General features: G+C 56.8%; 17 protein-coding genes. 11 read left to right on the top strand and 6 right to left on the bottom strand.

Going from position 1 to position 20,263, the window contains the following annotated elements:
- The first annotated feature begins 154 nt into the window (after nucleotides 1-154).
- Both ABJI08_RS16930 and ABJI08_RS16925 read left to right on the top strand, forming a co-directional pair.
- A complete protein-coding gene (locus ABJI08_RS16930; RefSeq protein ID WP_348403025.1) occupies nucleotides 155-3,835 on the top strand; it encodes a vitamin B12-dependent ribonucleotide reductase in 3,681 nt (1,226 codons plus the stop codon).
- Nucleotides 3,836-4,278: 443 nt separating this feature from the next.
- Nucleotides 4,279-4,521 (top strand): hypothetical protein, encoded by a 243-nt coding sequence (locus tag ABJI08_RS16925; protein ID WP_348403024.1) that lies wholly within the window; start codon nucleotides 4,279-4,281, stop codon nucleotides 4,519-4,521.
- A gap of 58 nt (nucleotides 4,522-4,579) precedes the next feature.
- Here the strand turns inward: ABJI08_RS16925 and ABJI08_RS16920 are convergent, their stop codons facing one another.
- The 3 genes from ABJI08_RS16920 to soxR all read right to left on the bottom strand — a co-directional run bounded on the left by ABJI08_RS16920 (nucleotide 4,580) and on the right by soxR (nucleotide 8,131).
- Nucleotides 4,580-6,118, bottom strand: a complete 1,539-nt coding sequence (locus tag ABJI08_RS16920; protein ID WP_348403023.1) for a trimethylamine methyltransferase family protein — start codon at nucleotides 6,116-6,118, stop codon at nucleotides 4,580-4,582.
- Between the two features lie 214 nt (nucleotides 6,119-6,332).
- On the bottom strand, nucleotides 6,333-7,508 hold the full coding sequence (locus tag ABJI08_RS16915; protein WP_348403022.1) for a pyridoxal phosphate-dependent aminotransferase: 1,176 nt from the start codon (nucleotides 7,506-7,508) through the stop codon (nucleotides 6,333-6,335).
- A gap of 155 nt (nucleotides 7,509-7,663) precedes the next feature.
- Nucleotides 7,664-8,131: a redox-sensitive transcriptional activator SoxR gene (gene soxR, locus ABJI08_RS16910; RefSeq protein WP_348403021.1), complete on the bottom strand. Its 468-nt coding sequence runs from the start codon at nucleotides 8,129-8,131 to the stop codon at nucleotides 7,664-7,666.
- A gap of 52 nt (nucleotides 8,132-8,183) precedes the next feature.
- On the opposite strand from soxR, the gene ABJI08_RS16905 reads away from it, so the two are divergent.
- Nucleotides 8,184-8,585 (top strand): VOC family protein, encoded by a 402-nt coding sequence (locus ABJI08_RS16905; protein WP_348403020.1) that lies wholly within the window; start codon nucleotides 8,184-8,186, stop codon nucleotides 8,583-8,585.
- Nucleotides 8,578-9,513: a DMT family transporter gene (locus tag ABJI08_RS16900; protein ID WP_348403019.1), complete on the top strand. Its 936-nt coding sequence runs from the start codon at nucleotides 8,578-8,580 to the stop codon at nucleotides 9,511-9,513. Before ABJI08_RS16905 ends, ABJI08_RS16900 begins: the two co-directional genes overlap by 8 nt.
- On the opposite strand, the gene ABJI08_RS16895 is transcribed toward ABJI08_RS16900, so the two are convergent.
- Nucleotides 9,514-9,858 (bottom strand): MmcQ/YjbR family DNA-binding protein, encoded by a 345-nt coding sequence (locus ABJI08_RS16895; protein WP_348403018.1) that lies wholly within the window; start codon nucleotides 9,856-9,858, stop codon nucleotides 9,514-9,516.
- Between the two features lie 210 nt (nucleotides 9,859-10,068).
- Here ABJI08_RS16895 and cysS point away from each other — a divergent pair, with 210 nt between their 5' ends.
- The 3 genes from cysS to ABJI08_RS16880 are packed head-to-tail and all read left to right on the top strand — an operon-like array spanning nucleotide 10,069 to nucleotide 13,896.
- On the top strand, nucleotides 10,069-11,433 hold the full coding sequence (cysS, locus tag ABJI08_RS16890) for a cysteine--tRNA ligase (RefSeq protein ID WP_348403017.1): 1,365 nt from the start codon (nucleotides 10,069-10,071) through the stop codon (nucleotides 11,431-11,433).
- The gene (gene cimA, locus ABJI08_RS16885) at nucleotides 11,433-13,064 is read left to right on the top strand and encodes a citramalate synthase (RefSeq protein WP_348403016.1); all 1,632 of its coding nucleotides are present in this window, start codon (nucleotides 11,433-11,435) and stop codon (nucleotides 13,062-13,064) included. The genes cysS and cimA overlap by 1 nt, the downstream gene beginning before the upstream one ends.
- 49 nt (nucleotides 13,065-13,113) lie before the next feature.
- The gene (locus ABJI08_RS16880) at nucleotides 13,114-13,896 is read left to right on the top strand and encodes a squalene/phytoene synthase family protein (RefSeq protein WP_348403015.1); all 783 of its coding nucleotides are present in this window, start codon (nucleotides 13,114-13,116) and stop codon (nucleotides 13,894-13,896) included.
- Nucleotides 13,897-13,907: 11 nt separating this feature from the next.
- Here the strand turns inward: ABJI08_RS16880 and ABJI08_RS16875 are convergent, their stop codons facing one another.
- Complete coding sequence (locus ABJI08_RS16875) at nucleotides 13,908-15,116, bottom strand: MFS transporter (protein WP_348403014.1); 1,209 nt, start codon at nucleotides 15,114-15,116, stop codon at nucleotides 13,908-13,910.
- A gap of 93 nt (nucleotides 15,117-15,209) precedes the next feature.
- On the opposite strand from ABJI08_RS16875, the gene ABJI08_RS16870 reads away from it, so the two are divergent.
- From ABJI08_RS16870 to ABJI08_RS16855, 4 genes are all read left to right on the top strand, one after another.
- Nucleotides 15,210-15,842, top strand: coding sequence for a DNA-3-methyladenine glycosylase 2 family protein (locus ABJI08_RS16870; RefSeq protein WP_348403013.1), 633 nt, complete (start codon nucleotides 15,210-15,212; stop codon nucleotides 15,840-15,842).
- Nucleotides 15,839-16,507 carry an alpha/beta fold hydrolase gene (locus ABJI08_RS16865; protein WP_348403012.1) on the top strand — a complete coding sequence of 223 codons (669 nt, stop codon included), beginning with the start codon at nucleotides 15,839-15,841 and terminating at the stop codon, nucleotides 16,505-16,507. The genes ABJI08_RS16870 and ABJI08_RS16865 overlap by 4 nt, the downstream gene beginning before the upstream one ends.
- Nucleotides 16,508-16,683: 176 nt before the next feature.
- Nucleotides 16,684-18,291 (top strand): hypothetical protein, encoded by a 1,608-nt coding sequence (locus ABJI08_RS16860; RefSeq protein ID WP_348403011.1) that lies wholly within the window; start codon nucleotides 16,684-16,686, stop codon nucleotides 18,289-18,291.
- A gap of 250 nt (nucleotides 18,292-18,541) precedes the next feature.
- Nucleotides 18,542-19,126 (top strand): HNH endonuclease, encoded by a 585-nt coding sequence (locus ABJI08_RS16855; RefSeq protein WP_348403010.1) that lies wholly within the window; start codon nucleotides 18,542-18,544, stop codon nucleotides 19,124-19,126.
- Between the two features lie 85 nt (nucleotides 19,127-19,211).
- Here the strand turns inward: ABJI08_RS16855 and ABJI08_RS16850 are convergent, their stop codons facing one another.
- Nucleotides 19,212-20,258 (bottom strand): ornithine cyclodeaminase, encoded by a 1,047-nt coding sequence (locus ABJI08_RS16850; RefSeq protein WP_348403009.1) that lies wholly within the window; start codon nucleotides 20,256-20,258, stop codon nucleotides 19,212-19,214.
- Nucleotides 20,259-20,263 lie beyond the last annotated feature (5 nt).

Raw genomic sequence — 20,263 nt, 5'->3', positions numbered from 1 at the left:
ACGTCACGGCGCGCACGCCGATGTCTCTCTTGCTCTGCAAGGGGCCGGTACTGTTTTGCCTCGTGCTGCGGGCACACCAAAAATGGCGTCGGAAAATCCGGCGCGGGCCTGAAACAGGGCTTTGAAAAATAGCTGGAAGACAGAGGCAGCGCACATGAAGATTGAACGCAAATTCACCACAGCCGGCCAGGACGCTTATGCCGCGCTCGATTTTATTTCGGCGACTTCGGAAATCCGCAATCCGGACGGAACAATTGTGTTTCGTCTGGATGATGTCGAGGTCCCCTCAAGCTGGAGCCAGGTCGCAAGTGATGTGATCGCCCAGAAATATTTCCGCAAGGCCGGTGTGCCAAGCCGGTTGAAAAAGGTACGTGAAAAGAACGTGCCCGAATTCTTGTGGCGGTCGGTTCCCGATGGCGATGATGTCGAGATGGGCGGTGAAACATCTTCCAAACAGGTATTTGATCGCCTGGCAGGCGCGTGGGCCTATTGGGGCTGGAAGGGTGGATACTTCAGCTCCGAAGATGATGCGCGCGCCTATTACGACGAAATGCGATTCATGCTGGCAACACAAAAGGCAGCGCCCAACAGCCCGCAATGGTTCAACACCGGTCTGCACTGGGCCTATGGTATCGATGGTCCGGCGCAGGGGCATTATTATGTCGACTACAAATCCGGCAAGCTGACTAAATCCAAATCCAGCTACGAACATCCGCAACCCCATGCGTGCTTTATTCAGTCGGTCAGCGATGATCTGGTAGGCGACGGCGGCATTATGGACCTGTGGGTGCGTGAAGCGCGTCTGTTCAAATACGGTTCCGGCACCGGCACCAACTTTTCCAGCCTGCGTGCAGACGGTGAATCCCTGTCTGGCGGCGGTAAGTCCAGCGGCCTGATGGGTTTCCTGAAGATCGGTGACCGGGCAGCGGGCGCGATCAAGTCGGGCGGCACAACCCGCCGCGCGGCGAAGATGGTGATCGTGGATGCGGACCACCCGGATGTAGAAGAATACATCAACTGGAAGGTTAAAGAGGAACAGAAGGTTGCGTCGATCGTGGCTGGTTCCAAAATGCATGAGCAAAAGCTGAACGGTATCTTTGCCGCGATTAAAGCGTGGGATGGTGCCGAACAGGATGCGTTTGATCCGAAAGCCAATGACGGTCTGAAAGCCGCGATCCGTGACGCCAAGAAAGTCATGATCCCGGAGACTTATGTCAAGCGCGTGCTGGATTACGCAAAGCAAGGCTATGCCAGCATTGAATTTCCGACCTATGACACCGATTGGGACTCTGAGGCCTATGCAAGTGTGTCTGGCCAGAACTCGAACAATTCGATCCGGGTGACTGATGCGTTCCTCAAGGCTGTTGAAGACGACGCTGACTGGGAACTGATCCGCCGGACCGACGGCACGGTTGCCAAGACCATCAAAGCGCGCAAATTGTGGGAAGACGTTGGTCACGCGGCGTGGGCTTGCGCCGATCCCGGCATTCAGTATCACGACACAGTCAATGCCTGGCACACATGCCCGGAAGACGGCGAAATTCGCGGTTCGAACCCATGTTCCGAGTATATGTTCCTTGATGATACGGCGTGTAACCTTGCCTCTATGAACCTGCTCAGCTTCTTTGAAGATGGCGAGTTTCAGGTCGAAGATTATATCCATGCGACGCGTCTGTGGACCGTGACATTGGAAATCTCGGTGACAATGGCACAGTTCCCATCCAAGGAAATCGCGCAATTGTCGTATGATTTCCGCACCTTGGGTCTGGGCTATGCCAATATCGGCGGATTGCTGATGAATATGGGGCACGGCTATGACAGCGACGAAGGTCGTGCCTTGGCCGGTGCGCTGACAGCGATCATGACCGGTGTTTCTTATGCGACCAGTGCCGAAATGGCGGGTGAACTGGGTGCGTTTGACGGGTATGCCCGCAACAGCCAGCATATGCTGCGTGTGATCCGCAACCACCGCAACGCAGCCTATGGCCGCAGCGAAGGTTATGAGGCGCTGGCGATCCAGCCGGTGGCTTTGGATCACGCCAACTGTCCGGACCAAAAGCTGATCGGTCTGGCCAAGTCGGCATGGGACGAGGCGCTGAGCCTGGGTGAAAAGCACGGCTATCGCAACGCGCAGACCAGCGTGATTGCCCCAACCGGCACCATTGGTCTGGTGATGGATTGCGACACAACCGGGATCGAGCCTGACTTTGCCCTGGTGAAGTTCAAAAAGCTGGCCGGTGGCGGTTATTTCAAGATTATCAACCGGTCTGTTCCGGCGGCGTTGGAAAACCTTGGTTATTCCTCCAGCCAGATCGAAGAGATCGTCAGCTATGCTGTTGGCCATGGCACCATTGGCAATGCGCCGGGTATCAACCACACATCGTTGATCGGACATGGGTTCGGCCAGAACGAACTGGACAAGATCGAAGCCGCACTTGGCTCGGCCTTTGACATCCGGTTTGTGTTCAACCAGTGGACGCTGGGCGAAGAGTTCTGCACCAATGTGTTGGGCATTCCCACCGAAAAACTGAATGATGCGGGCTTTGATCTGTTGGCATCGCTGGGCTATTCCAAGGCAGATATCGACGCGGCGAACGATCATGTTTGCGGAACGATGACGCTGGAAGACGCGCCATTCCTGAAGAAAGAGCATTATCACATCTTTGATTGTGCCAACCCATGCGGCAAAAAAGGTAAGCGTTATCTGAAGGTTGACAGTCACATCACAATGATGGCCGCAGCGCAGTCATTCATTTCGGGCGCGATCAGCAAGACGATCAACATGCCAAATGACGCCACCATTGAAGATTGCCAAAAGGCCTATGAACTCAGCTGGTCGCTGGGCATCAAGGCCAACGCGCTGTATCGCGACGGCTCCAAGCTGAGCCAGCCTTTGGCGGCAGCACTGGTCGAAGATGACGACGACGCGGCAGATGTGCTTGAAAGCGGTTCACCGCAGGAAAAGGCACAAGTTCTGGCCGAGAAGATCATTGAAAAGATCGTGGTCAAGGAAGTGGCACGCGGGCGTGAAAAAATGCCTGAGCGCCGCAAAGGGTACACGCAGAAAGCGGTTGTCGGCGGGCATAAAGTCTATCTGCGCACAGGCGAATACTCTGACGGAAACCTCGGCGAGATTTTCATCGACATGCACAAAGAGGGCGCAGGCTTTCGGGCGATGATGAACAACTTTGCCATCGCGGTGTCGGTTGGGCTTCAGTATGGTGTGCCGCTGGAAGAATTTGTTGACGCCTTTACGTTCACGAAGTTTGAACCGGCAGGCATGGTTCAGGGCAATGACAGCATCAAAAATGCGACGTCGATCCTGGATTATATCTTCCGCGAACTGGCCGTGTCGTATCTGGACCGCACCGATCTGGCGCATATCAAACCAGAAGGCACATCCTTTGATGATCTGGGCCGTGGTGAGGAAGAGGGCGTTTCCAACGTTTCCGAACTCAGCGACTCGGCAGCGACACGGTCGCTTGAGGTGCTGAAACAGATTTCCTCGACCGGATATCTGCGCAAGCGCCTGCCACAAGAGTTGGTGGTGTTGAATGGCGGCGCCGGTGGCGCAGCGCTGGACAGCGCCAGTGATCCGGTGGCGACGTTGCAGACACTGGTGCCGGAAACGGCTGTGGCCAGCGGAACGGTTGCGGCGGTATCATCCACGACAACAGCAGTTTCATCCGGGACGGTCAGCATGGATGCCCGTGTCAAAGCAAAGATGCAGGGGTACGAGGGCGATCCTTGTGGTGACTGCGGAAACTACACGCTGGTGCGCAACGGCACTTGCATGAAATGCAACACTTGCGGAGGCACTTCCGGGTGTAGCTGATCCCGGGGGGGACCTTGGGTAGGGGGGCCTCGTCCCCCCGACGAACACGGAGCGGGTGCGCTTGCTCCGACGACATTCAGGCCGCAGGCAAAAAACATCGAGCGGTATAAAGAGTGAGCCTGAATGGCGAAACTGGGGGGCCTGGGGCCCCCTATTTTTTTTGAGATTCGCCCGGGTTTCCCGAGCGGCAATGGGCCGCTTATCGGGCTGGGCTGCGTTTTTGTGGCGAGGGTTTGCCATTTTAACCATTTCTTGCGCGAAATTTTCCGCCGAAACGCAACCAGAAGGTTTGGAGAAGCATGGATTCGCGCATGATTGGCGCCGGTTCCGGCGGGCTTTGGCGGGTTTGAGCGCAAAGTACGTTTCGCCCTGACCAAGGGTGGGAAATTGGTGTGACTAGGGGCGTCCGGACACGAAACATGACCTCAATTGGAGATTAAACAATGACCCTTAAGACACCCGTACTTGCGGCTTTGACAGCCGTTATTCTTGGTACACCTGCATTCGCCGCGACGCTGGATGCGAATGGCGACGGCGTTCTGACCATCGAAGAAGTGAACGCCGCATTCCCTGAAATCAACGCCGAAGCGTTTTCTGCAATGGATGTGAATGCCGATGGCGTGCTGGACGCTGAAGAAGTGTCGGCTGCCGAGCAGGCCGGGTTGATGCCGGCGACTGACGGATAAATATCGGGGGCGGCGATCCATTTTGGATCGCCGCAACTTCTACTATCGTTTCAAAGACTTATAATGGTAAGTGAATGTTGAATTTGCGACGAATTTCCTGATCTGTGACCGGGTCGAACCGCGCTTTTGATGGTTCTGACAGGATGGTATTTTTGCGCGTCGTGGCCTTGGTGATCAGATCTGGTTTGTCCATTTCCATCCATTCCTTGGGCGATGTGCGATCGCCCAGGGTCGGGTAGACGTGGTCGCTTTGCATACGGGTCAATGTTGCATCCGTGCCAAGGTAATGACCCGGCCCACCGACACAGACGTCACGTATCTGATCCAGCGCCAGCGTCGCGTCGTCGACTTCGATGCCACGCACACAGCGCATGGCCTGACCGATCAGATCATCCCCCAGGATGAGCGATTCATGGCAGAATCCAAGCAGTGAAGCGTGCATGCCGGCGGCTTCGTACACCATGTTGAGACCAGACAGGCCAGCCATCACGTTGGAGCACATCTGTTCCCAACCCGCCTGCATGTCCGGCAATTTTGAGTCCGACGCACCCGCTGCTGCGCCGCCGGGAAGGCCATAGAATTTGTGCATTTGTGCGCAGCCTGCGCTGAGCAGGGCCTGTTCGCCGGATCCGACCGACATGGCCCCGGTGCGCAGATCAAGGCCAAATGGCCAGGTACCAAACAGCGCCGGATGCCCCGGTTTGATGGCATTTACATAGACCAGCCCGGCCAGACATTCTGACATCGATTGCACGATGGCCCCGGCGATGGTTGAGGGGGCGGTTGCGCCCGCCATCCCGGCCGAGAGCAGCAACACTGGCATTCCACCGCGAATGCATTCTTCCATCACAAGACAGGATTCAGTTGCAAATTTCATCGGAGGCACGACGAAGCAATTGGAATTACACACAAAAGGACGCTCGCGCCACTTGTCCTCGCCACCTGCGATAATGTGCAACATCTCCAGCGCGTCGGCGACATAAGAGGGATCCGTGAACGAGGTTCCAACGTGTTTTGTGGTGCCCGCACAGCAGGCGTAGATGGTGTTCAGATCCAGTTCCCGATTGTCGGTCACATCACGGCATACCATAGGGCGCTGAACAAAGTGGATGTTATCCAACTGATCGCAAATTCGGGCGGCGTCATGCAGATCCTGCAACGTGCTTTCACGATAGTTTCGCCCGTCAGGTTCGACCATATGCACCGCGGCTCCGGCGGTGCCGTAATGCACCCGGTTGCCTGTCAGATGAAGATCGTTTTCAGGAATACGACCGGGTAAAACTATTTTTTTACAGGCGTTTGCGATTGTATCTTCAATCAAAGCGCGGGGAAATCTCAGGCGACCATCATCACCCAAAATGGCGCCTGCGGCGGTCATGGCATCGATACCGCTTTGGGGGGCGTCGGCCAGACCGATTTGTTCAAGTGCGTCCAGCGCGGTAGCGTGAATGCGGTGCATGTCATGTTCGGATAGGGGGCGATATTTACCGCCTTCTAACCCTGCGCGGATGGGGCGAACATCATGTGAAAGCGGTGCTGCACGGGCTGCGCGGCGGGCTGCGCGACCACCAGAGCGGCGGGGGGCGGTGTTTGTCATCTTGTGGAACGTCCTGTTTTAACTGCCAAAATACGGTTTGGAATTGGCAATTCAGGGACGGCCACGCGCTGCGCGGCCGCGTTCAGCTCCTATGGTGATGACCACCAGCTTAAGTTTGCTTCGGTCGCCCTGCATCTTGTCTCCCTTGGAACAAGTCTGTTGATGCGTCCGGGGGCTGTCTTATCTGTTTGCGACATGTGTCGTTTTTCGACTTTCAGGCGGCCAGTTTGGCGGCGTGATCGACCAGAGTTTGCATGGCAGTGGCAAATTTTTCGTCGGCGACGGTCATAGCGACGCGAATATGCCCGGCGGCGGATTGGCCAAAGCTTTCGCCCGGCATGACGGCAATGTTGTGGTGATCTAGAAGCGAGTTGGCAAAACATTCGCCGCTGAGACCGGTCGCGCGGATGTCGAGCATCAGATACATCGCGCCTTGTGCTGGCACCAGGGTCACGGTTTTCTGAGCGTCAAGAATAGTGTGCGCCAGCGCCCGTCTCCGACGGAAGGGAGCGGCGATTTTCTCTTCGAGTTCAGGGCCTTGGTTCAGCGCGAAGATGGCGGCGTCCTGAATGAACCCGGCCACGCCATAGGTCGTGTGGGTGGCCAGATTGATCAGGTGATCGATCGCTTCTTCCGGACCAACAAGCCATCCGATGCGGCTGCCGGTCATGGCGTGGGATTTGGACATGGAGCCGATCACAAGGGTGCGGTCGGCCATGTTTTTTAATGTGCGCGGGCTGATATGTGCGCCTTGCCAGACTTGCGTGTCGTACACTTCGTCGGAGATCAGCCAGATGTCGTTTTGAATGCAGGCGTTTGAAATTTCCTGAAGCGTTTCAAGGCTATAGACGGTGCCGGTTGGATTGTTGGGCGAGTTAATAAGCAAAGATGCTGCGCCTTTAGATGCGGCGGCGGAAATGTCCTGACCGTTTGGCAGAAACGCATTTTCAGCGTGGGTTCGGATTGGGACCGGGACCGCGCCTGCACCGCGGATTGTGCCCGGATAGGTGGCGTAATAGGGATCGATAAAGAGCGCGCGATCACCGGGGTTACAGGTGGCCATGTGGGCGGCGAACAGCGCAGATTGGCCGCCGGGGGTGATAAGGATATTCCGGTAAGTTGTTTCTGCACAAGTGTTTTTCTGAATACGTGCGGCAACCTTTTCTCGCAGTGCCTGAACACCCGAAATAGTGGCATACCCGGTGTGCCCGCCGGTGGCGGCGCGGTGCATGGCGGCCAGAATTGTGGCGTCTGTGCGGACGTCATGTTCGCCGATGGTAAGTTCTATGACGGGAACGCCGTCGGAAATCATGCGGCGGGCTTTGTAGAACACGTCCCATCCGTCTGAGCCGCCGCCGGTGATGTTGGTAAGTCTTTGAGAAAGCTGCATCTGACAATCCCCTGCAACCGTGGTTTTTCTCAGAGGGTCAGAGAGCAGTAGATTCGTCAAATGCGATTTTGTGATCATCTGATTGACAGTTCGGAATGCCCGAAACATGTTTCGGCCTTGCGTCGGTATGGCATCGGTTTTGCGTCGGTGCTGGTTTACATGTCTGGTTGGTCCCCCAACAGATAACGAGGGCCTTTGCCACGCGCGTGCGCGCGGTCGTCGGCGTTATAAAGACGGCACGTTTTCAACGACAGGCAACCGCAACCGATACAGCCGTCCAGTTTTTCGCGCAGGGCCGTCATTTGGGCAATGCGCGCATCCAGATGATGACGGAACCGGGCCGAGATGCGTTCCCAGTCGCGCTTGGTGGGGGTGCGGTGTTCGGGCAGGGTTGCGAGCGCTTCGCGAATCTCTGCAATCGAGAAACCCAGGTTTTGCGAAATCATCACAAAGGACAGACGACGGATGTCAGCCCGGTCAAACCGGCGCTGGCCGCTGTCGGTGCGGAACGGATGCACAAGACCCTGTTCTTCGTAGAATCGAATTGCCGAGGGTGCCAGCCCGGTTCGCTCTGATATGTCGCCAATCGTCAGGCCGAATTTCCTTGGTGCCTTGTTTTTCATGTGTTTTTTCCGTTTGACCTCAAGTACACTTGAGAAACTAGAGTGGAACGGGATGAAAAACAATAGAAAGGTTGTTTCGATGAAACTCGAACATATCAACATCACGGTTCCGGATGCCAAGGCCCATGCGGCGGTCCTTGTTACGCTGTTTGACTGGCATGTGCGCTGGCAGGGCATGGCGTTGGATGATGGGTTTACCGTGCATGTGGGCACGGATGACGGGTATCTGGCGCTGTATTCACCGCCATGGGAATTGACGGGCATTGAGCGGCGTTATCATCAGAGGGCGGGTATGAACCATATTGGCGTGGTGGTGGATGACATTGAAGCCACCGAAGCACGCGTTAAGGCGGCGGGTTTCACCACGCATTCGCATGCAGATTATGAGCCGGGACGGCGGTTTTATTTCGATGGGCCGGATGATGTGGAATACGAGGTGGTCAGTTATGCCTGAACGCATAGGTCCAATTGGTTTGTTATTGTGGTGTGGTTTTCTGCTTGGGGTAGGGTTTCCGCTGAGCAAACTGTCGAGCGCGGCGGGTGTACCGCCGATGGTGTGGGCGGTTTTGGTGTCAGCCGGGGCCAGTTTGCCGTTGATCCCTGTGTTGGTGTCGCGCGGTGTGATGGTTTTGCCGCGCGGGCGGATGCTGCGCTATGTGCTGTTATCTGGCGCGGTTACGTTTGCACTGATCAACCTGATGATCTTTGAGCTGGTGCCACGCATCGGGGCCGGGCAGGTGGGTATGATGTTTGCGTTATCCCCGGTCGCAACACTGGCGGTGTCTGCCATGTTCGGCTTGAAAATTCCGGGTCGGCTGGGGCTGTTGGGCATCGGTATTGGTTTGATCGGTGCGCTGACGGTCGCTTTTGGGCGTGGCGGTGTCGAGGGCGGGTTAATCTGGTCGCTGGTTGCGCTGTTGATCCCGGTCGTGTTGGCCGTGGGCAATGTGTACCGCACGCTGGACTGGCCCGAGGGCGCAGATCCGATGGTGTTGGCGTTCTGGAGCCATGTGGTGGCAATGGGCGCACTGGTCGTTGCGATGTTGACGACGGGCCAGGGTGTGCCGCTGGTCACATTGCGCGAAGTGCCGGTCATATCGGTGGTTCAGGCGGTTGCGGCTGGGCTGACATTTCCAGCGTATTTCCGTCTGCAAAAGCTGGGTGGGCCGGTGTTGCTGAGCCAGATCGGGTATGTAGCGGCGGCGGTCGGGTTGATTGCAGCAACGATGTTTTTGGGCGAGCGGTACGGTGTGCTGAGTTGGTCCGGTGTGGCAATCACGGCGGTGGGTATTGCGCTGACCATTCTGGCGCAGTCAGGCAAACGGGTCGCGATGCCGATTGGGCGTAGCACCCGGGCGCGGCTTTGGCTGGGGCAGCCGTAATCAGCTGCGCCGCGGCAGTGCGTTTTGAACCTTTTTGGTCAGACCGGCGCGAATTGTGTCATAGGCGATCTCAAGCCTGTGGCGCAGTTCGTCCGGGTCGCTGTCCAAAGGCAGATGCACCCAGCTGCGATGAAAATAGGGCGCTTTGGTGCCAACCCCGGCATCGATAAGCATCTGTGCGGTTTCGATGTCGGGGGTTTTGACGGACACACCGGTGCCCAGACTGCCGATACAGGCAAACATCTTGCCGCCCACTTTCCACGCATCATGCCCATCCCCCCAGGGATCGGAACGTTCGGCGCCGGGCAGGGGCGCGCAAAGGGCATTGACAGTATCACGGCTCATACGGGCAAACATGGGCGGCTTGGGCCGCCGCGTCAACGGGCTTGACCCGCGCCGGGGGGCTGCGTAAGGTCCGGCGCTATGAACACTGTACGCATCATCATTATTTGCTGCATTCCCTGCTGAGACATTCTGGCGGGCCGTTCTTCTATTCCAAACATGATTTGAAGTTGTTAAGCCCGCCACGAGCGTCATTGCGCCCGAGGACAAGAGATGACAACGATCAAGTTACATAACACCAGGACCCGCAGGAAAGAGGTCTTTGAACCCATTGAGGCCGATAATGTGCGGATGTACGTCTGCGGGCCGACGGTTTATGACCGCGCCCATATTGGCAATGCGCGCCCCGTCGTGGTGTTTGACGTGCTGAACCGGCTTTTGCGCCATGTTTACGGTGAAGATCACGTAACCTATGTGCGCAATTTCACCGACGTGGATGACAAGATCAACGCACGTGCGGCGGAAAGCGGGCGACCGATATCGGATATCACGGCTGAGACAACCCAGTGGTTTTTGGACGATATGGCTGCCTTGGGTGCGCGTGATCCGGATCAGATGCCACGCGCAACGCAGTATATCCCGCAGATGGTCACGATGATCGAAAAGCTGATCGCGGATGGGTTTGCCTATGCCAGGGATGGCCATGTGTTGTTTCGGGTGCGTGCGTACAAGGATTACGGCAAACTGTCGGGCCGTTCAGTCGACGATATGATTGCCGGGGCGCGGGTCGAAGTGGCGCCGTACAAAGAAGACCCGATGGATTTCGTTTTGTGGAAGCCATCCGGGGAGGATCAGCCCGGTTGGGAAAGCCCATGGAGTTGGGGGCGTCCGGGGTGGCATATTGAGTGCTCGGCGATGGCTTATGAACTTCTTGGGGCGAGTTTTGATATCCATGGCGGCGGCAATGATCTGATGTTTCCGCATCACGAGAACGAAGTGGCGCAAAGCTGCTGTGCGCATCCTGAGGGGGATTTCGCGCGCTATTGGATGCACAACGAGATGTTGCAGGTTGAGGGCAAGAAGATGTCCAAGTCGCTGGGCAATTTCTTTACGGTGCGCGACTTGCTGGACCAGGGCGTGCCCGGCGAAGTGGTGCGGTTTGTTTTCCTGAGCACGCATTACGGCAAGCCGATGGACTGGACCGCGAAGAAGGCCAGCGAAGCCGAGACAACGTTGCGCAAGTGGCGAACGCTGAGCGAGGGCATCGAACCCGCGCCCAGCGTGCCTGCGCAGGTGGTCGCTTGCCTGGCGGATGATCTGAACACAGCTGGTGCAATCACCGAGCTGCACCGGCTGGCCAGCGCAGGCGATGGCGCGGGGGTGTTGGCCGGGGCGCAGATGATGGGGTTGTTGACAGATGCATTGGGAGAATGGGCGCGTGGTGTTGATCTGAGCGTTTATGAGGCACTGCTGGCGGATACGCGAGACAAGGCCATGGAAACCAAAGATTTTTCGGATGTGGATCGTATCAAATCAGCGTTGATTGAAGCGGGTGTTGAAGTGCGGATGAGCAAAGCAGGGGTTGAGTTGTTGCCTGCTGCCGGATTTGACGCGGGCAAGTTGGAGGGGCTTTTGTGATGGCGAAAGAACGTCTTTATATCTACGACACCACGTTGCGCGATGGCCAGCAGACGCAGGGTGTGCAGTTTTCGACCGCCGAAAAAGCGCAGATTGCTGCGACACTGGACGGGCTGGGTGTGGACTATGTCGAGGGGGGCTGGCCCGGGGCCAATCCGACTGACAGCGAATTTTTTGAGACCAAACCGCAGATGAAGGCCACCTTTGCGGCCTTTGGCATGACCAAGCGGGCGGGCATGTCTGCAGAAAATGATGACGTGCTGGCAGCGGTGATCAATGCGGACACGCCGGCGGTGTGTCTTGTGGGTAAGACCCATGATTTCCACGTGACAACCGCGCTTGGCATCACGCTGGAAGAGAACATCGAGAACATCTCGCGGTCGGTGGCCTATCTGGTCACGCAGGGGCGCGAGGCGTTGTTTGACGCGGAGCATTTCTTTGACGGGTACAAAGCCAATCCGGGCTATGCTGTAGAGGCGGTGATGGCGGCCTATGACGCCGGTGCACGCTGGGTGGTGTTGTGTGACACCAATGGCGGCACTTTGCCCAATGAGATTGGCGAGATCACCCGTGCGGTGATTGCAGCAGGTATACCGGGCGACCGTCTGGGCATTCACACGCATAATGACACGGAAAATGCGGTGGCCGGGTCGTTGGCCGGGATTGATGCCGGGGCGCGGCAGGTGCAGGGCACGTTGAATGGGCTGGGCGAGCGTTGTGGCAACGCCAATCTCACCACGCTAATTCCGACGCTGTTGCTGAAAGAGCCTTATGCCAGTGCGTTTGAGATTGGGGTCGAGGTGCAGGCCTTGTCCGGGCTGACACAGGCGAGCCGTTTGCTGGACGATATTCTGAACAGGGTTCCCATGCGGCAGGCGCCTTATGTCGGGGCCAGCGCCTTTGCTCATAAGGCCGGGCTGCATGCCAGTGCGATCCTGAAAGATCCGTCAACCTATGAACATATTGAGCCGGGTGTAGTGGGTAATGCGCGCGTGATCCCGATGTCCAATCAGGCCGGGCAGTCGAACCTGCGGCGCCGTCTGAGCGAAGCCGGGTTGAGTGTGGAAAAGGGCAATCCGGCGTTGGGGCGCATTCTGGATGTGATCAAAGCGCGTGAGGCGGTTGGGTATTCCTATGACACCGCACAGGCGAGTTTTGAGCTTTTGGCGCGCGGTGAGCTGGGATTGCATGCGACCTATTTCGAAGTGGAACGGTATCGGGTGATTTCCGAGCGTCGGCGCAATGCGCGCGGGCATCTGGTGGTAGAATCCGAAGCGGTGGTCACAGTGCAATTGCCAAGTGGTGACAAGACCACTTCATATTTCAAGAACGAACACTCGGACGAAATGAGCGATGACGGGCCGGTGAATGCGTTGTGGCAGGCTTTGAAGCATGATCTGGGGCCGTATCAGCAGTTGATCGGCGATGTGCGACTGGTGGATTTCAAAGTACGGATCACCAATGGCGGTACCGAGGCGGTGACGCGGGTGATTATCGATTTTGAGGATGATGATGGGCATCGTTGGGCCACGGTTGGCGTGTCGGCCAACATAGTGGATGCGTCCTTTGAGGCGCTGTTGGAGGCGCTGAACTGGAAATTGATGCGGGACGGCGCAGCGCGGGCAGTTTGATGATGGCGTTTGTGGTTTCTGAACTTGGGTATTGTGTGGTCAGACTGGCATGAGTGATGTGATAGATCAGGACATCGCGGCCTGCGCCGGGATTGTGCAACGCGGCGATCCGGATCGGTTTGCGGCTGTGATGGCGGTGAAACCTGCGGCGCGCGATGTGCTGTTTCCGATCTATGCGTTCAATGTCGAAGTGGCACGCGCCCCTTGGGTGACGCAGGAAACCATGATTGCCGAGATGCGGTTGCAATGGTGGCGCGACGGGTTGTCGGAAATTATTGCGGGCGGTGATGTGCGTCGCCACGAAGTTGTGACGCCCTTGGCGGGCGTGCTGGATGCGCATGGGGCAGGGGTTTTGGATTGGCTGGTCGAGGCCCGCCGCTGGGACATCTACAAAGACCCGTTTGAAGATCAGGCGCATTTTGAGCGTTATTTGATGCAGACCGCGGGCGGGTTGATGTATATCGCCGCGCGCGCACTGGGCGACGTGCGCGAAGATGTGGCGCGCGATGTTGGGTATGCGCAGGGGCTGGCCAATTGGCTGCAGGCGATCCCGGCGTTGGAAAGCCAAAAACGCGTGCCTTTGGTGGATGGACGTCCCGAGGCCGTGGCAGCATTGGCGCAGGACGGGTTGCGTCGTCTGAAAAAAGCGCGCGCGGCGCGCGGTGCTGTGAGCAGCGCGGCTGGACAGGCGTTGTTGGCCGGGTGGCAGGCGGAAACCATTTTGAAACAGGCGGCTCAGGAACCACACCGCGTCATCGAAGGCGCGTTGGGGGCCAGTGAGTTTGGTCGGCGCGCGGGGCTAATGGCGCGCGCGTTGTCCGGTCGTTGGTAGGGCGTCAGGTGTCAGGCTTCTTTCGGGCGTAGCAACAGCCAGATCAACGCGCCACCGGCCAGCATTAGGAACGGCGCCATCGCGAGATTGACGCTGGTCCAGCCGGTTACGGCGTCGCCGCCGGAACAGTTCATCAATCCACCTGAGGCCAGAGAAGCAACGGTCACGCCGCCAAACACGATCAGGTCGTTCATGCCCTGCATGCGGCCGCGTTCATGTGGTTCGTGGGCGCCCGCCAGCATGGTGGTGGCGCCAATAAAGCCAAAGTTCCAGCCCAGTCCCAACAGAACCAGAGCTATAAAGAAGTTGCTGAGCTCAACCCCCTGCAACGCAACTGCGCCTGCTCCGGCAAGGATCAGGAGGCCAGTGGCGAGGATTTTTTCGACACCGAACTTGGCGATCAAGTGGCCGGTGAAAAAGGATGGGACAAACATGGCCAATACGTGAGCGGTGACCACGTCAGCAGCGTCGTTTTGGTCAAAACCACAGCCGACGACAGCCAGCGGTGTTGAGGTCATTACGAGGTTCATCAAAGCGTAAGACACCATGGCACAAATCACGGCAACGGCGATGCGCGGCGTTTTTATCAATTCCCAACGGGTCCGGCCGCGTGGCGCACCTTCGGCCGGGGGCGTGGGTTTTGGGATGTTGATGAACAGGAACAGCGAAGAGCCAATGATATTGATCACGATGACACCGAGATAGGCGCCCATAAAGGGGACCACCATCGCGTCGGCAGTGACTTTGACGAGCTGCGGGCCGATAATCGCCGAGGCCAGCCCGCCTGCCATAACATATGAAATCGCTTTTGGCCGGAAATCATCAGAGGCTGAGTCTGCCGCCGCAAATCGATAAAAACCCTGCGCACTCATGTAGATGCCGGTCAAAAATGACCCGGCCAGAAAAAGCGTGAAAGAATTCAGGTAGAGCGCATATGCTCCGACAGCCCCGCCAAGTGCCCCACCGGTCGTACCCAAAAAGAAACCGGCACGTCGCCCATAGCGCTGCATGATGGCGGACATTGGGGTCGCAGAGAACATAGACCCGACCACGATCATCGAAATCGGCAAGGTGGCAAAGCAGGCGTTGCTGGCCAGTGACTGACCCGCCAGTCCGCCGATGGTAAAAATCATTGGCATTTGCGCGCCTAAAAACGCCTGTGCCAGCACCAGAATGAGCACGGTGCGGCGGGCGGTTTTATCATCAATGTCGTGGCTCATAGCGCAGGGTTAGCTTGTTAAGTGATGAAGGTCCAGAGCTTGTGGAACCTGAACTGGCATGCCTAATGTAGCGCGCGGGAACAGGAGATATGGATGAACATTGGGCGGATCATTGAAACGCCGGATTGTGTGGCAGAGGGGGCCGTTTGGCTGGCGACGCGGGACGCACGGTTTGCCCGTGCGTTGGAGCTGACCGGACCGTTGCCGTTGCGGCGCAAACCCGATGGGTTCGCGCAGCTTTTGAGCGCAATTGTGAGCCAGCAGGTCAGCGTTGCGTCGGCCAATGCGATTTGGAAACGGCTGCAGGACGCGCGTCTGACCGGGCCGCGCAAGATCATGTGGGCCACGGATGAGGATTTGCGCGCGGTTGGGTTGAGCCGACAGAAAATCCGCTACGCGCGCGCCCTGGCCGAAGCCGGGATCGACTATGACGCGCTGCGTCAGGTCCCCAATGATCAGGTGATTGCCACACTGACCGAAGTCAGCGGAATTGGTACGTGGACCGCCGAAGTTTACGTCATGTTTTCGCTTGGTCGCGCTGACGTGTTTGCGCCGGGTGATCTGGCGCTGCAGGAAGCCGCCAAAGTCTTATTCGATCTTGAGGAACGGCCCAGGGAAAAAGCCCTGCGCGAGATGGCCGCGGACTGGTCCCCATGGAGGTCGGTTGCGGCGCGCCTGTTATGGGCCTACTACCGGGTGGCAAAAGACAGGGAAGGTATTCGATGACTCGCGTTTTGCAAACCGACCGCAAAGAGCCGCTTTCAGGTGAAACAAGATCCGCGGTGATCTTTCTGCACGGCTATGGCGCCAATGGCGCGGACTTGATGGGGTTGGCCGACCCGCTGAGCGAGCATCTGCCAGATACGCTGTTCCTGTCACCTGATGCGCCTGAGGAAATTCCAGGCATGCCCATGGGGCGCCAATGGTTTCCAATCCCGTGGATTGACGGGTCTTCCGAAGAAGAAAGCGCGCGCGGTATGGCGTCGGCAGTTGATGACCTGAACGCGTTTCTGGATGCGGTGATGGTCGACGAAGACCTGTTGCCGGAACAGGTTGTGCTGTTCGGGTTTTCGCAAGGCACAATGATGGCGCTGCATGTTGGTCCGCGCCGCGAAGATGAACTGGCGGGAATCGTTGCGTTTTCGGGGCGGCTGTTGTCGCCGGACCTGCTTGAGGATGAGGTTGTGAACATGCCGCCAATCCTGCTTGTGCATGGGGATCAGGATGACGTGGTGCCGGTTCAATCCCTGCCAGAGGCGGCGGAAGCCTTGCAGAAAGCCGGATTCAAGGACGTTTATGCCCATATTATGAAGGGTACCGGACATGGGATTGCTCCAGACGGTCTGAGTGTCGCGCTGGCTTTTATGCGCGACAAACTGCATTTGGGTTGAGTTCAGACAATCTTGCGTGGCAAATCTGCAATAAATTCGGCCAGTTGGGCTGTCTCGACCGGCCAAGACCGGGAATATCCGTTCCGCTGCGAGCACGAACGCCCTATAAGTCGGGGCAGAACATTTTTTGAGAACTGGAACGCGTTATGACTTTCCAATTGGCCGCCAAGCGCCGGATGACACAATTTAAGTCGACGTTGATGGCGGGAACCGCTCTTGTATGTCAGTTTGGCATTGTAAATGCCGAACAATCCGATGTTCCTTTGCACAACACGCCGACGCGGTTGTATTCGTTTGAGACAGCGAATGTGAATCCAGGTGGTACGTTGCAGCTGAGTGTTGGCACGTCGCAAGCGAACACGAGCTCTACGACAGGCACAGGAAATCAAACATATTTTGGGGGCGGCAGCTACTCTGTCAACGATCAGCTTAGTTTTGGTCTGGATTTACAGAATTACGTTGATCCGGTGGCCAGTCCGATCAACGGTCTGTTGCCGGAAGTCAAAATGACGACGTTGGCGTTTTCGGGAAAATATCAGTTTTTCTCAAACGACAAAATGTCCTTTGCTGTACAGGGCTCGGTCGAAAGTTTCGTGACCCTGGAATCGCCGCTGTTTGGCGGCAAAAACTCCAATGTCATTATTGGGTCATTGAAAGCGCCAGCCACGTTTAACGCCGCGCCGGGGCTTCAGTTTCACCTGACGCCATCGGTATCGTTCCTGCCAGATACGCTGAACGGAACTCAGTTTTACGGAACTATTGCCAGCCTTGGCGGCGGTGTCAGTTATAAGCCGTCCGACCGATTGTCGTTTTACGGCTCAGTCGATATGCCATTCAGCGGTTCAAATACGATTTCATCCACCGGAACTTATGAGAAGAAACCGGTCTGGGTTGTTGGTGGACGATATAACGTGACGCCAAAAGTGGCATTGGATGCATATGTGACCAATGGCATCGGTATTACCCCTGCAACCAGCGTTTTGACTATGTGGCCGGAGGGGGACAGTGTTTTGGCCGGTGTTCAATTGGTCTATACGCCGGGCGCAAAACGGCCCGAAAGCTATCGCGGTGTGCCGATGCCAGTGACGTCGTATCAGGCAAGCTTGCAGCAGGACGGGTTTACCATGGGGTCAGCGGACGTCGTTGAACCGGGCCGATTGCGTGTCGGGGGATGGTATGGCTCGGACAGCAGCGGAGGTGTTCTGTTTGGACTGAGCCCGGATCGTGACGTAGAGGTTCAGTTCATTGTCGAGGACTATTCGAACAATCCGACAGTGCCTGCGGCTTTGATACCCAGAAATGATGCGCGCTATATGATCGGTGGTAAGCTGCGGTTTATGGACCAGAACAATGGCAATCCGTTTTCGATGGCCGCGAGGGCATTGTACGGACGCTCAACGTCTAGCAACAACCAGATTGGTGTTTTCTTCCTTGAGGGCATGGCCAGCTATAAAACGCAAAATCAGCTTACCTTGACTGCCAACCCCAAAATAGCGGCGTTTGGCAGTACCGAACTCGCAGGGTTGGGTCTGGGTTTGAACTATGAAGTTACTGATGGTCTGGAACTGATCGCTGAAGCCACCCCTGTGTGGGTAGACGGGACTGATGCAACATGGGCAGCTGGACTACGCTATAATGTTGGTCAGTCAGGCTTTTCCGTAGACGCAATGGCGACAAATGCCATCGGGCGCTATGGTCTGGGCACAATGGTTGCACAGGATGATGTGCGCGTGTCAGTTATGCTGTCCAAAACATTTGACCTGCGCGGTATCGCCGGACGCTAAAGCAATTCGGATCAGGATTTGTGATCTGCCCAATTTGTGCGCAGGTTACAACTGGTCCATGATTGATAAGACGCCGTTGTCCGTCTGATCCAACGCCTTCCTACTTTATTCCCGGTGCTTACATATATCGTGAGGGTTGTCAGACGCTTGCCACGAGATATAGTGGCATTAAGCGTTGACGCGGGCCAGCCGCGCCGACGGAAAACAAGATTGGGAACGAGCGAGCAGACCGGACAGAGAGTGGGTCACCATGGATGGCGATTTCAGAACTGAATTCACACGGCAACCAGCGGGACTAAAACAGCATGCGGCGCTGGTTCTGAACGCGGACTATCGTCCTTTGTCCTATTATCCGTTATCGTTATGGGCATGGCAGGATGCCGTCAAAGCGGCCTATATGGACCGGGTGGATATTGTCGCTGAATATGACGAGGTGGTGCACAGCCCGTCGACGGTGATACGCATACCCAGTGTGGTTGTTCTGAAAGACTATATAAAACCTCAAAAGCGCGTGGCCTTCACGCGCTTTAATTTATTTCTGAGGGACGGTTTTTGCTGTCAGTATTGTGGCAGCAAAGGCGACCTGACGTTTGACCATGTTATACCGCGCGCTGCAGGCGGCATCACGAGCTGGCAAAATGTTGTGGCGGCCTGTTCGCCCTGCAACCTCAAAAAGGGGTCAAAAAGTTTGCGCCGCGCCGGGATGCGGTTGCGAAAACCACCTTGTCAGCCGGAAGCAGAACAATTGCGCAATCTGGGGCGTAAATTCCCCCCAAATCATTTGCATGAGAGCTGGATGGATTTCCTTTATTGGGACGCTGAATTGCAGGCGTGATCCAAATGAGCGCCCGCAAGGCGGGCGCGCCGGATGAGCGCTGACGCGCGGATTGGCGCTTGTTTCTGATGTTTGCGCGTTTTGGTCAGGCCCCGGCGCGTTGCAACATACCAAACAAATCGCGCGGATCATCCGGGTCGGCCAGCATGTCCAGATCGATGTGGAATGCGGTGTTGTGCACCTTGTCCCGGATATAGCGCAGTGCGGAAAAATCCTCGATCGCAAAGCCGACACTGTCAAACAGTGTGATTTGACGGTTGTCTGTACGACCTGGCGCGGCACCGGTGATGACCTGCCAGAGTTCGGTTACGGGATGATCGGCAGGCAATTGTTGGATCTCGCCCTCGATGCGGGTCTGGGGCGGGAATTCTACGAATATATCGGACCGTGTCAGAATCCCGGAAGCCAGTTCGGTTTTGCCCGGGCAATCGCCGCCAATGGCGTTGATATGCACGCCTGATCCAACCATGTTGTCGCTGAGAATGGTGGCGTTTTGTTTGTCGGCGGTGCAGGTGGTGAGGATTTGTGCGCCCTGAATGGCGTGTTCGGGGGTGGCGCAGATGACAACTTCCAGACCGCTGTCCCGCAGGTTTTCCGCGCATTTTCGCGACGCTGTGGGATCTTTGTCGTAAAGGCGCACGACTTTGAGCCCGAGGATGGCTTTCATCGCGATGGTTTGAAACTCGGATTGAGCGCCATTGCCGATCATTGCCATTGTGTGTGCGTCTTTGGGGGCAAGGTGTTTTGCGGCCACGGCGGACATCGCGGCGGTGCGCAGGGCGGTCAAAAGCGTCATTTCGGTCAGCAGAACCGGATATCCGGTGTAGACATCGGCCAGCAGGCCAAAAGCGGTGACCGTTTGCAGGCCTTCGGATGTGTTTTTTGGATGGCCGTTGACGTATTTGAAGCCATAAGCCTCGCCATCCGAAGTTGGCATCAGTTCGATGACCCCAACGTCCGAGTGGCTGGCAACGCGTGGGGTTTTGTCAAACAATTCCCAGCGGCGAAAGTCTTCTTCGATATATTCCGCAAGGTCGCGCAGAACCTGTTCGATACCAATGTGATGCACAAGGCGCATCATGTTGTCGACGCTGACGAAGGGCACGAGGGCCTTTTCGGATGGGGATGTCATGCGTG

Origin of the sequence: Shimia sp., assembly GCF_039969785.1 — a bacterium.
GTDB lineage: Bacteria > Pseudomonadota > Alphaproteobacteria > Rhodobacterales > Rhodobacteraceae > Shimia.
This window is presented reverse-complemented; position numbering and strand designations above follow the sequence as displayed.